Genomic DNA, 12802 nt, shown 5'->3' with positions numbered 1-12802 from the left:
AGTTTATGATGATTCTAACGCCCGGGCTTTACACCACACCGGGCGAATAGGTTTTGCCAGTATTTAACGTGTTCAAGAGTCGCAATTTTAAACTCTCTGTGGCTCTGTTCAATGTTAAAAAACGTTCCATGCTGCTCGGTTATTTCCTCTAATAAGAAGTTAATGTCCTCGCCAATTTTCACGTATGCGGAATCCAACTGTGCCAGATAAGGCTGCACTTGCTCGATATATTGAGACTGGAAAACGTTTCGAAGATATTTGAACTGAGTACTGTTGATGTTTGCCCCACATCGGATGTTACCGTCGTATTTTTTAAGCTGACTTGTCAGGGTTTCGAGCCAAAGCGTACTGTTATCCAGACTGTATTTAAGATTCCCAATTACAGGAATTGTTTCAATGGTCTCTTGTGACGGTGTAACACCATCTGATGCAGATGTGTCACTCCCCCTAATGGACTGAGATATCTTGATGAACGGATCCAAAGCGAGCTTTACTTCTGTTACCGAAGACATCAAATCCTCAGACAACCAGTCTTTCCCGGTCAGTTGAGCCCGCCAGGCACTACTCTGAGTAAACACATGTTGGAAATGAAGAGGGTACTGCCTGACTTTCTGTTGGTATGCCTTAGTAAGTTTGGCTTTCACTTCTTCAGAAATTTCTGGGTGTGAAAGGCATTCACTGGCTTTGGAAACAAATTGAGTTTCGTAATCCAGCTGACGAAACTCATCCTGAACCTTTCCAAGAGATGAGTTGCGCTCTGCAATCAACTCAAACAAACCACAATTACGCAATTCATACGATTCAAGCAGACCAAGTGACAGGCGAGGAATGGTCAATTGAAGCACTTTCTTATTTGGCAATGAAGTAAATCGCTCTTCTGGGGCGTCCAACTCAGGGGCATCCTGGACACGTGCGACTCGTTCCAGATAGTCTTGATACATGTTGGTGACAGGATCAGAGCATCCTGTCAGAAAGAAGATAGAGGCGAAAAAAGTGATTCGTAGCAACGCATTACATTCCATTGTTTTTTCTAATTCTACGCCACCGAGACTGAAATGTATCAACCAAATAGAATAAAGCCCGGAAAACCGGGCTATAACAAAAATCCGAACGTTTACGCTGAATTATCGCGCGGAGAATTCGAGCTGAGTGTCGTCTGGCTGCTTGTGCATCCAGTGAAGCCTCATACCAAGCATAAAGGCTGCGGAAGACAAACCCACTATGAAGCCAATCCAGAAGCCAGTCGCACCCATTGGGGCGACTACCCAGTCCGTCATGCCTAGCACGTAACCAACAGGCAAGCCTAATACCCAATACGCTATAAAAGTACGGTTAAAGATGGCTTTCATGTCTTTGTATCCACGTAACGCACCAGCTGCAATCACCTGAATAGAGTCGGTACATTGATAAATCGCGGCAAACACTAACAAAGTACTTGCGGTGACTACCACTTCCTTGTTGTCTGTGTACAATAAGGCAATCTGTTCGCGGAATAGCACGGTAAGCAAAGCAGTGATGCACGCCGTTGCCAGACCAACAAAAATGCCGACATGCGAAGAGATTCTTGCACCTTCGGTACTGTTTTCCCCCAATTTATGACCGACACGAATACTTACTGCTGCGCCGATACTCATTGGAAGCATGAATACAAGGGACGAGAAGTTGATCGCCACCTGATGGGAAGCAACGATCGCAGGTCCTAAAGGCGCAATGAGTAACGCGACAACCGCAAACAACGTTACTTCAAAAAATAGCGCGGCTGCGACAGGTACGCCGAGCTTAAATAGTCGTGTTTGTGCTTTCCATTGAGGCGCATGAAACTCATCAAACAACTTAATGTGTTGTAACTTTTTGGCTTTCGCGACGTAAAACAACATCATCAGGAACATAATCCAGTAGACGATGGTCGTTGCGACGCCACAGCCCACACCACCAAGGGCAGGAGCGCCAAGCTTTCCGTACACAAAAATCCAGTTAAGCGGAATGTTGAGAAGCAATCCCACAAAGCCAATAACCATCGCGGGCTTGGTCAGGGACATACCATCTGTCAGGCTTCGTAAAGTCTGAAACAGTAAGAAAGCAGGGACAGCCCACATCACAGCGAACATGTAACCGTTGGCTTTTTCTGCCATAAGGTGTTCTACATCCATCCAGTCCAGGATCAACTGTGTCTGGAAAAGGACACCTACGATAGGCACAGTAAGTAGCAGGGACATAAAGATGCCCTGATGAATTTCAAAAGGAATTTTTACCTGACGGTTAGAACCGTTAAGCTGGGCGACAACGGGCACTAATGCCATAAGTAAGCCGATGCCAAACAGAATAGAGGGCAGCCAAACACTGGTAGCGATAGCAACCGCTGCCATATCGGTAGGGCTAACACCACCTGCCATAACGGTGTCGACAAATCCCATTCCCGTCTGAGCAACAGACGCAATGAGTACTGGGGTAGCGAGCTTAACTAATTGAGAAGCTTCTTTTTTATAGCGGTGCACACAAAACTCCAACATAGCTTAGAGTGGCGAATGATACTGCTTTGATCGTAAGATACCAATAACTTTGATACATATATTGATAGGACAAGAATGTTTACCGGAATTGTGCAGGGTACAGCGAAGATTGTATCGATAGAGAGAAAACAGGAATTTCAAACTCACGTTCTAGAGCTTGAAGGAGAGCTAGGTTCAGACCTTAAAATTGGCGCATCGGTTGCGCACAATGGTTGCTGTTTAACAGTTACACATATCGATGGGAATCGTATTTCCTTCGATCTCATGCAGGCAACACTTAAGTTAACCAATTTGGGCGGCTGCGATGTTGGTGACTACGTTAACGTTGAACGAGCTGCGAAGTTTGGCGACGAAATCGGCGGGCATTCAATGTCTGGTCACATTTCCACTACGGCTACCATTTCGAAAATTGAAGAAAGTGAGAACAATAAAACTATCTGGTTTGAACTTGAAAACGACCATATGCGATATGTTTTGGAAAAAGGTTACATCGGGATAGACGGTTGTTCACTGACGATAGGTTCCGTTGAAGATAACCAATTCTGTGTTCATCTGATTCCAGAAACATTAACAAGGACTCTGTTCGGAAATCGCAAAATCGGTGAGCCTGTCAATATAGAGTTTGACCCACAAACACAAGCAATTGTTGATACGGTGGAACGTGTGTTAAAAAATCGCAACGTTTAAACTAACTAACTGATTATATGGATAAAAGAAGAGCACCTTTAGTAAGGTGCTCTTTATTTTTATATCAATGTTATTGACTATGGAAAAGGCAAATTCAAGGCTCAATTCAGAATATTTGTTCGTCATCAGCGTCTATGAATAGCTGTACCTTGTCATGCTGTTCGTCCACCAGCATATTCAAGTGAATCGCATGGCAACAAGCAGGGCAGTCATCGTAAAATTCCTGGCTGCCATTTGATGAATCCAAGGTAATACGTATTGTATATCCGCAGTGAGGGCACTTTACGCTCTTTTCTGTGTAAGCTTTCATAACATCGGTCCTTACATCAATTAGAATCCCCTGTTGAATTCTTATTCATACTAGCTCTTCGTCTTACTATTCGAATTGAATTAAGTATGAAACATGAATAAGTGCAAAATTTCAGAGAAAAACGACTTAGATCACGTGTTGACGGTCAGAAAAATGCATCTGAGCCAATGAAAAAAGAAATGAAAGATGTGAAGTCAGCGCAGAAATAGACCGATTATTGCCTTATTTATATAAAATCAGATACGTAATATTTTGAAATATTAATTATGTAATTGGATGGATTTAATCCATCCAATAATTTGAGCTAATGTGGCTACGAAATTTCAGACAGTAAGCTATCTACGATAGTTTGCGCGTCATCCAGATAGTGACCACCAAACAAATTACAGTGATTCAGAATGTGATAAAGATTGTAGACGTCTCGCCGAGATGCGTAGCTTTCAGAAAGCGGTCTCAAACTTTCATAGCCTTGATAGAAGTCGGTCATGAACCCGCCAAAGAGCTCTGTCATTGCTATATCACACTCAGCGTCTCCCCAATACGGTGCCGGATCGTACACCATAGGACCAACTGGGGTATTCGCAACGTTGCCGCTCCACAAATCACCATGTAAGAGTGAAGGGCGAGGGTGGTGGTGCGAAAGTCGGTCATAGACCGCCGAAACAATCAGGTCTGAATTGCCAAATTCCACGCCTTTTTCTTTCATTAGTTGAAGCTGCCAACCAATACGCTGCTCTGAAAAAAAGCGCGCCCAGTTTTTGTGCCAGGAATTCGGCTGGAGTGTGGCTCCTATATAGTTGTCGCTATCGAAACCAAATTCTTTCTGGTCACCCCAGTTATGATGTTTTGCTAACTGAAGCCCGAAGCGATAGCTGGCCTTTGCGCTTTCCAAAGGTTTGCAGGGTATGTAATTGAGGATCAGAAAGGCATGACCCTTACAATGCCCAACGTGAACCACCTCGGGCAAAAACAGCGAATCAGTTTGGGTGAGAGACTGTAACCCCTCGGCTTCAAGCTCGAAACGCGACAGAAAGGAACGATCATTCGTTTTGACGAAATACCGCTGTTCGCCATCACTGATCATATAGCTTTGGCTGATATCACCGCCGCTAATCCGAACTTTTTCTTTAATCTTGTATTCAAATACCAATACTTCAGAGAGTTGCTGAGAAATAGATTGCCACATATCCCATTCCTGCCGTCGGTTGGATTCTACACCCCAATATTAGCCCAATACTTTTTGTGGTTACTGTTAAATATGCCACATATGCCTAACTGACTCGTAAATAACACAAAGATCAAATGATCTGATCGAGATCTTCTTTTCAGGATCAGATGTGAAGCAAATCCGATTTTGGAAACAAAAACTAAACTAAAGCATAGTTTTGTAAAGTGTAACCATTATAGTGTGATGTTGATTCAGGAAAGTAATCCCAAGCGTTTTCTATGAAAGTACTAATTTGTGACGATTCAGCACTGGCTCGTAAGTCAGTAGCGCGTTGTATTGCTGATTCCGAGCATCAGAAGATTCTGTTCGCTGGGGATGGTCAGGAAGCACTAGACATACTCAAAGTGCAGAACATCGACGTTATGTTTCTGGATCTCACTATGCCTGTACTAGACGGGTACGAAGTCCTATCCGCAATGCCCGTCAGTGATTACCCGACTAAAGTGATCGTCGTTTCCGGCGACGTGCAGCAAGCCGCCAAAAAGCGCTGTAAAGAACTTGGGGCTTACGAATTCATCGAAAAGCCTCTGAATCCGGAAACCGCCAGACCGCTTTTTCCCATTATCGGCTTAACTTTTTGCCAGTCTTCTTCATCCACACCACTTCCAAAGCTGGATCCTATTACTCAGTTTAAAGAGCTGACCAATATCGCATTGGGGCGCGGGGCTGCCATCATCTCCGATCACTTGGGCGAGTTCATTCACATACCGATACCAAACGTCGGTCTGCTCAGCCCAGGCGAGTTAGCGATGACGCTTGAAGACGTTTTGCACCGAGAAGGTTCTGTAGCCGTCGCTCAGCGTTTTGTAGGTGGCGGTATTCACGGCGAAGCTCTGGTTTGTATGCGAGGCACCCAAATAGAAGAAATGGGGCAGAGCTTGGGCTACAAGGTTCAAGAGTCGTCATATAACGAAGTGGTTATCAATATTGCCAACTTGCTGGTGGCTTCTTACTTAGTGTCCCTTGGGGAACAGATGTGCACCCAGTTTGCGCTCCGCCAGCCAGCGGTCATCGACCACTTTCACCAAGAAATCAATTCCCTTAATGTCGGCGGTGTAGGGGAGCTCTTTACCGTCGAATACACTTACTTTGCTGAGTCCATTCATTTTGAATGTGAAGTGCTGTTCCTTATCGATTCTCGATCGGTCGGTAAGATAAAACGAATACTGGAGACGATGTAATGTCAGACCTGACTCTGGACATATCCGAATTTCACTGGGCATTACAGGTGATGGATAACATGGACGCCGGGTTAGTGGTACTCGACACCAATTACAAAGTCTGCACCTGGAACAGTTTTATGCAGTCGTACAGCGGTATTACTGCAGACATCATCATGGGACATAACCTGTTTGATCTGTTTCCTCAGCTTCCAAGCGAATGGTTAAAAGCCAAAATTGAAGCCTCGATCAAATTAAAAATGAGAGGCTTTTCAAGCTGGGAAGACAGACCTTACCTGTTCGAGTTTAATAACTTTTCCCCGGTATCAAATGGTTTGGCAGTGATGTACCAAAACGTGGTGATTACACCACTAAGAGCACTGACCGGCGAAGTGACTCATGTCTGTCTAATGATTCACGATGTGTCAGACATTGCTAAAAAGAAACTCCACCTTAGAGAAACAAACCAAAAACTCAGCCACCTGAGCCGAACAGATGGCTTAACGGGTTTGTACAATCGTGCGCATTGGGAACAGTGCCTCAGCGATCAGTTTATCCAGTGCCAGACACTCAATACGCCAGCGTCTCTGGTGATCTTTGATATCGACCATTTTAAAAAGGTGAATGACACCTATGGTCACAGTTCAGGAGACGGTGTTATACGTCAAACGGCACATCTGCTGAAAAAAACCGCCAGACAAGCAGATTGTTGCGGTCGATACGGCGGCGAAGAATTCACCGTATTGCTCCCCAATACCAATTCAGAACAAGCACACTACTTTTCCGAAAGGCTCAGGCAGCGTATCGAAGAAACCGCTGTTTCAACCGAGCAGGGAGATGTAAGCTTTACTATTAGCCTGGGAATTAGTGAGTTCCGCCCAGAAATGGAAACCTATCTAGCTTGGTTGGAATGTGCAGATAAAGCGTTATACAGCTCAAAACAAAATGGTCGAAACCAATCTACAATTCATGACTGAGTAAGCGAAAATTTGCCCGCTTACGTATTAACTTAAAAGCCCGTTCTTTCTACTTTACAGCTCAAAATGAGTTATTTATTAAGCAACTGACCTTTTGGATATATCAAATTGGTCAGATATGTCTTAAAATTTAGGTAGAAACAATAAAACACCAAACTCGGTGGAGATTATAAAGTGGTTGTAGAAACAGATGGCTACCTTGCTCTGATTGAGCACCTGACAATGAACCTTGACATTTTTGCCCAAGTCGACGGCGATACTGGAGAAGAAAGTATCGAAGATGTCGTCACCGATCTTATCGCAACCAATATCATGGCCATTTTCGAACAGAACCCCGAACTGCATTCAAGCGTACGTTTTAAACTGCTGAAAGAAGCAGACTCCGTTGCTGAAGATTTAGGGGAAGTGTTAGCAGGTGCGTGGAGCAAGAAAGCGACAAATGAGCAAATCGCATTCTTAGACGAGTATATCTCGCTACTTAAAAACCTGTTCGACAGCGCGGTTGCCCAATACGACTAAACCAAATGGTCGGTTCAAACATGAAAAAGGCTGGTGAATCACCAGCCTTTTTCTATTCTTTAGCGTGTCGACTTAATGGACTCGTCTGAAGTGCCAGAAAGCGTCCGCCCAATAAGGGTTATCTAAGCGCGATATGATGACGCCTTTCGAGGTGGAAGCGTGCATAAACGCGTTATTTCCCATGTAAACCCCGACATGACGTTGTTTGAATCCTGTTTTAAAAAACACGAGATCGCCGGGTTGTGCGTCCCGATAACGAATTTTAGTACCAAGCTGGCTCTGGTGTTCGGTAGTGCGTGGCAATGTTTTGGAGAATGCCTCGCTAAACGCAATCTTGGTAAATGCACTGCAATCCAGACCGTAACGGTCATTTCCACCAAATCGATAGGGTACACCTTCCCATCGGGTATAAACCTTAGACAACGCCTGTTGAGTAGCTGTGTGGTTTTCACTGCCTAGCTCAAAAGGCGGTGACGAGCTATACGGGACACTTTGCGAACACCCTACAAGTAATAGGGTCACAAATACGGCTTTTATCGATATAATCCTTTGAAAATTCATATAAGTTTTAATTCTTAGTTTTTCCTTTACTGAAATATAGCTGTCACGAGCGCACCATAGACTCTTTCACATCAAGACCAATGTGGACAAGTTTTTAGGACCGCTTAATGAGTAGAACCAGCAAGACCCGTTTCTCTCTTTCACTCATCCATGCCATCGTTGCCGTGTTTGCTGTTATCACGCTAATGGTAGTGTCACTTTCAGTGATCAGCCAGCGAGGGATAGACACAGTAGGCTCGGAATTCAATCACCTTTCTAATCAGGCACTTCCCCTTGCAATGAATAATGCAGAGTTAACTCAAGGGATATTGACTCAGGTTAAGCGCTTAAATCAAGGTATTCAAAGCGAAAGTGAGGCAGAACTGCAAGATACGATGACTGTTTTGAATACGCTCTCGGCACAGGGGCAGTCTAAGATCGACTCGCTGTTCCGGCTATCCGATGCGTTTGGCGGTGTGGTTTCCAATCAGCAGAAAGAGCGACTGATTGAATCTGTCGAATCCTTAAGAAAAGGTTCTGTGCAAGTATTGGAAAATCAAAAAGCGGTGTTTAAAACGCAAGCTGAACTCGATGAAATGATTCCGTCTTTTCGCTATGGACTGAGCTCAATTGGACCTGAAATGAATCGGGTTGCTTCTTTCCTGGTACAGGAAAACCCCGAAGCATCAGACGCGGCTAACCGGTTTATCGCCAGTGCCAGTTCGATGGAAAGTACTTTTCTGGTCATGATGATGGCAGAAGATATTGAAAAAGCGACCAGCGAATACAAAGAAATGCGAAACCGTATAGCTGGAATTAATCTGGCCTACGACGATTTTGCTGAGTGGTACCCAGACATCAACGAATTTGCTAGCTTAACGGCACCTTACGAAATGGTAAAAGAAGGTTTTCAAGAGGGGGGTGTTCTACAGTTGATTCTGACCAAACTTGAAAAAGTAGAGAAGCAAAAACAGCTAGTACGGGATGCCACAGTCAGCGCCGATGAAACGATTGAAATGCTGAGCAATATATCCTCTACCGCTCATACACTGATTACGAAAAGTGAGAACGAAGTAGAGCGAACTATGGATCAGGTTCGAGTCATTTTACTCGCGGTTGGCGCAGCTTTGGTTGTCATCATCTCGGTCACCGGTGTATTGCTAAGGCGTTGGATTAACAAAGGGGTTCGCAATATAACAGGCGCGCTTCAAATGCTGACCGAGCACAAGTTTGCACATTCTGTCTCTGCAGTGGGTCCTTCTGAAATGCGCGTTGTTGCTTCCCAACTCAATAAAGTTGTTGAGTCGACGGGTGACTCACTCAAAACCGTAACAGAGAACTGTGAAACCCTGTATAAGACAGCGGAAATTAGTCACTCCGCAGCAGAAGAAACGAAATCGAGTCTGGAAAATCAAAACCACTCTCTGAACGAAATGGTTTCTACTGTATGTGAGTTGCAAAGCGCTATTCGCGAAATTGCCAAAGTCGCATCGGAGTCGAACGATGAATCAAGAAACGCAGCAGCGGAATCAGTTCGAGGTTCGTCAGTCATTGAACAGAACTCCAGTCGTCTGGCTAAACTGGATAACACGTTGACCACCAATGAAGAATCTATGGTAGAGCTGGACGGAAAAGTCCGTGAGATTAGCGAGCTGGTTGACCTGATAAGCGGTATTGCAGAAAACACTAACTTACTTGCATTGAACGCCGCCATTGAAGCCGCCCGGGCAGGTGAGCAGGGCAGAGGGTTTGCAGTGGTTGCCGATGAAGTAAGAAAACTGGCCAGCGATACCAGCAGCCAGACCACCAACATCCGTGAAATGATGGAAGCACTTCACAGTGCCGCAGCGACAGCTAAGCAAAGCGTAACGGATAGTCGAAAAGAAATGTCCCAGGCAATGCAATCCAGCATAGATGTGAAAGAGACCTTCGCAAAAATTGAAGCTTCAGTAGAAGCAATAAAGCAACGTGTTGAACAAATCTCGGTCGCGACTGAGCAGCAGGAGCGCTCGACGACAGACGTGAATAACAACATTCAGTCTATTTCAGAGCTGGGTGAAAACACCAAATTTCAACTTGAATCCATGATAGAAAGCGCGGAACAGGTTGCGGACATTGCCGGACATCAGCAGGCAATGCTCCACAAATACGAACTCGCTTAATCGTGTCTAAATGGCTGAGTAAGCATCTTCCATAGATGTTGCTCTTTGGGCTTTCTGAATAAAGGAAGCCCAATTTCTACGTCGTGATGCCCTTTGACTGGCTGATCGCGATACGTGCCAAACCATCGATCCCAGATAGATAAAAAGAAGCCAAAATTGGAATGCGTTTCTTTGACGACCACAGAGTGATGAACCCTGTGCATGTCCGGTGTCACCAACCAAGTTCGCAACCAGCTATCCAGTTTTAAAGGCAGCTTTCCGTTGCTGTGATTGAACATTGCGCTGACGTTAAGAATAATCTCAAACACCACTATCGCAATTGGGGATACACCGAGCGCCAATACAAGCAATATTTTGATCCACATCGACAGGATGATTTCGATAGGATGGAAACGACTTCCGGTGGTGACGTCTATATCCTGATCGGCATGATGCATTCTGTGCAAGCGCCACAAAAACGGAAGCCTGTGAAACAGAACGTGCTGAACGTAGATGGCGAAGTCCAGCAAAATAACGGACAACAGAACATTCAGCCACCAGGGAAGGGCAAAGTAATGAAACAAGCCAATTCCAAAGTGTTGTGCCTGCAATGCGCTATCAAAGGCAACGATGGGCATAATGATCGCCAGACAAATACTGTTCAACCCCACCAACCCCAGGTTGTTCGTCCAGCGAGTCCATTTGCTTTGAGTTAAGCTTTTACGTGGAGCGTAATACTCCCAACAGGCAAACAGCAGTAGCCCGCCAATAAAAAAGCTTAATCGAATGATTGCTGGATCTTCCATTTATACGTCCTTTTGATACGCCTGTTTAATTAGCGTGTTGCTTCAGTATACGCGCATACTGATTAATTTATCTGTGAGCTCTGCACAAAGAGGCAAGCAGCATATATAATTGCCCAAAATTTCAATTCGTCCGTTTTCATGCGCATCCATCAAGTTCACTCTCTTTTTCAGCAACGTCTTGCGAAAGCCACAAAGCCTTTTAATGCCCGTGGTGCAAAAGTTGTACGTTGCCAATACTGTCAGGTCGCCACCTTACATTGTATTTGCGAACACCAACCCAAAGTTGCCACCAAAGTCGCGGCTTTGATCATCATGTCGGATAACGAGATTCTGAAACCCAGTAATACGGGTCGGCTGATAGCAGACACCGTTGAAGAAACTTACGCCTTTCAATGGACGCGCACAGAACCTGATGAAGCTTTGATTCGACTGCTTGAAGACGACCAATATCAGCCCGTCGTTGTTTTCCCGGAAGACTATGTTGATGAAAAGTCGCGTCTTATTGATATAGAAGACCCGTCCGTTCACCATTTTCATTCGGACAAAACGCCTCTTTTGATCTTTCTTGATGGAAGCTGGCGCGAAGCAAGAAAGATGTTCAGAAAATCAGAATACCTGTCCAGATTACCTGTGTTGTCTATTCGTCCAGAAACCGTTTCAAGTTACATGATGAGAAAATCAGATAATGAAACTCACCTGGCTACTGCGGAGGTGGCGAGTATGGTGTTGGCGTTATTTAACGAAAAGCAAGCGTCTGAAACCTTGTCTTTGTGGTTTGATGTGTTCAAAGAAAGCTACTTACTCAGCAAAACAAGAATAAAACCAGACCTCAGCAAACCTATGCTAACCAAATACCTCGAATGCACCGCAAACATTGAGCACAGAGTCGCCAGTTAAACTTACTGACAACATTAATTGGTGCTATATCACGGACTGTGCGCGCGGTTTGTGGATAATGCATGGGTAGTTAAATTACACCATTTATACGTATTCAGGAGAGAAACATGTACTACGGCTTTGATGTCGGTGGCACCAAGATTGAATTTGGGGCGTTTAATGACAAGTTGGAGCGTCAGGCAACTGAGCGCGTTCCGACTCCCGGTGACGATTACGAAAAGCTGGTCGAAACGATCGCGGGTTTGGTCGCGAAATACGACGCTGAATTTGGCACTCAAGGTACTATCGGCATTGGCATTCCGGGTATGGAAAACGCGGACGACGGCACGGTATTGACTGTCAACGTTCCCGCCGCAAAAGGCAGACCGCTGCGCAGTGACTTGGAAGCTAAAATTGGTCGAAGCGTAAAAATCGAAAACGACGCGAACTGTTTTGTACTGTCTGAAGCGATGGACGAAGACTTAAAAGATGAGCCGGTCGTTATGGGTCTTATCCTGGGTACAGGTTTTGGTGGCGGTTTTGTCTTTGAAGGTAAAACCCACTCTGGTCTCAACAGCGTTGCTGGCGAAATAGGGCACACACGTCTACCTATTGATGCATGGTTCCATCTAGGGGATAACGCTCCTTTGTTTGACTGCGGAAGCGGTAAAAAAGGCTCTCTGGACAGCTACCTTTCTGGTCGTGGCTTTGAACTGCTGTACGAGCACTACTATGGCGAACGAATTAAAGCGGTTGAACTTATCAAATTGCATGCGGAAGGCGAAGAGAAAGCGGTAGAGCACGTTGAAAGGTTTATGGAGCTTCTGGCAATTTGCCTGGGTAACCTGTTTACCTCGTTTGATCCGAATGTAGTGGTACTAGGTGGTGGACTGTCGAATTTCGACCTGATTTACGAAGAAATGCCGAAACGTGTGCCTAAATACCTTCTTTCAATTGCCAAAGCACCGAAAATTGTGAAAGCCAAATACGGCGATTCAGGTGGAGTACGTGGTGCTGCATTCCTGAATATCAAATAATTTTAGGGTCT

Annotated in this window: 13 protein-coding genes; 7 read left to right on the top strand and 6 right to left on the bottom strand. The window is 45.0% G+C overall.

Annotation, left to right across the window (positions count from 1 at the left end):
- Positions 1-14 precede the first annotated feature (14 nt).
- Complete coding sequence (locus QMG91_RS09025) at positions 15-1022, bottom strand: DUF3080 domain-containing protein (protein WP_281830400.1); 1008 nt, start codon at positions 1020-1022, stop codon at positions 15-17.
- Between the two features lie 102 nt (positions 1023-1124).
- Complete coding sequence (locus QMG91_RS09020; protein ID WP_004401222.1) at positions 1125-2495, bottom strand: MATE family efflux transporter; 1371 nt, start codon at positions 2493-2495, stop codon at positions 1125-1127.
- A gap of 90 nt (positions 2496-2585) precedes the next feature.
- Here QMG91_RS09020 and QMG91_RS09015 point away from each other — a divergent pair, with 90 nt between their 5' ends.
- Positions 2586-3197 (top strand): riboflavin synthase, encoded by a 612-nt coding sequence (locus QMG91_RS09015; RefSeq protein WP_022593345.1) that lies wholly within the window; start codon positions 2586-2588, stop codon positions 3195-3197.
- Between the two features lie 106 nt (positions 3198-3303).
- Here the strand turns inward: QMG91_RS09015 and QMG91_RS09010 are convergent, their stop codons facing one another.
- Complete coding sequence (locus tag QMG91_RS09010) at positions 3304-3507, bottom strand: CPXCG motif-containing cysteine-rich protein (RefSeq protein ID WP_004401225.1); 204 nt, start codon at positions 3505-3507, stop codon at positions 3304-3306.
- Positions 3508-3820: 313 nt separating this feature from the next.
- Positions 3821-4693, bottom strand: a complete 873-nt coding sequence (locus tag QMG91_RS09005; protein WP_281830399.1) for a fructosamine kinase family protein — start codon at positions 4691-4693, stop codon at positions 3821-3823.
- Between the two features lie 260 nt (positions 4694-4953).
- Between QMG91_RS09005 and QMG91_RS09000 the strand changes: the two genes are divergently transcribed.
- The 3 genes from QMG91_RS09000 (at position 4954) to QMG91_RS08990 (ending at position 7391) form a co-directional block, all read left to right on the top strand.
- Positions 4954-5916, top strand: coding sequence for a response regulator (locus QMG91_RS09000; RefSeq protein ID WP_281830398.1), 963 nt, complete (start codon positions 4954-4956; stop codon positions 5914-5916).
- Entirely contained in the window at positions 5916-6872 is a 957-nt protein-coding gene (locus tag QMG91_RS08995) for a sensor domain-containing diguanylate cyclase (RefSeq protein ID WP_281830397.1), read from the top strand. Before QMG91_RS09000 ends, QMG91_RS08995 begins: the two co-directional genes overlap by 1 nt.
- 174 nt (positions 6873-7046) lie before the next feature.
- Positions 7047-7391, top strand: coding sequence for a DUF3802 family protein (locus QMG91_RS08990; protein ID WP_004401229.1), 345 nt, complete (start codon positions 7047-7049; stop codon positions 7389-7391).
- Positions 7392-7463: 72 nt separating this feature from the next.
- On the opposite strand, the gene QMG91_RS08985 is transcribed toward QMG91_RS08990, so the two are convergent.
- On the bottom strand, positions 7464-7952 hold the full coding sequence (locus QMG91_RS08985; protein ID WP_409351256.1) for an NlpC/P60 family protein: 489 nt from the start codon (positions 7950-7952) through the stop codon (positions 7464-7466).
- Positions 7953-8059: 107 nt separating this feature from the next.
- On the opposite strand from QMG91_RS08985, the gene QMG91_RS08980 reads away from it, so the two are divergent.
- On the top strand, positions 8060-10093 hold the full coding sequence (locus QMG91_RS08980) for a methyl-accepting chemotaxis protein (RefSeq protein WP_281830396.1): 2034 nt from the start codon (positions 8060-8062) through the stop codon (positions 10091-10093).
- Here QMG91_RS08980 and QMG91_RS08975 read toward each other — a convergent pair.
- Positions 10090-10878 carry a sterol desaturase family protein gene (locus QMG91_RS08975; protein ID WP_022591125.1) on the bottom strand — a complete coding sequence of 263 codons (789 nt, stop codon included), beginning with the start codon at positions 10876-10878 and terminating at the stop codon, positions 10090-10092. The genes QMG91_RS08980 and QMG91_RS08975 overlap by 4 nt on opposite strands.
- Before the next feature lie 138 nt (positions 10879-11016).
- Between QMG91_RS08975 and QMG91_RS08970 the strand changes: the two genes are divergently transcribed.
- Together QMG91_RS08970 and nagK are read left to right on the top strand one after the other, a co-directional pair.
- Positions 11017-11775, top strand: coding sequence for a tRNA-uridine aminocarboxypropyltransferase (locus QMG91_RS08970; RefSeq protein WP_281830395.1), 759 nt, complete (start codon positions 11017-11019; stop codon positions 11773-11775).
- 107 nt (positions 11776-11882) lie between these two features.
- A complete protein-coding gene (gene nagK, locus QMG91_RS08965; RefSeq protein ID WP_004400394.1) occupies positions 11883-12791 on the top strand; it encodes an N-acetylglucosamine kinase in 909 nt (302 codons plus the stop codon).
- Positions 12792-12802: the final 11 nt, after the last annotated feature.

It is taken from the genome of Vibrio nigripulchritudo, from assembly GCF_027924785.1.
In the GTDB taxonomy this organism is placed as follows: Bacteria; Pseudomonadota; Gammaproteobacteria; order Enterobacterales; family Vibrionaceae; genus Vibrio; species Vibrio nigripulchritudo.
This window is presented reverse-complemented; position numbering and strand designations above follow the sequence as displayed.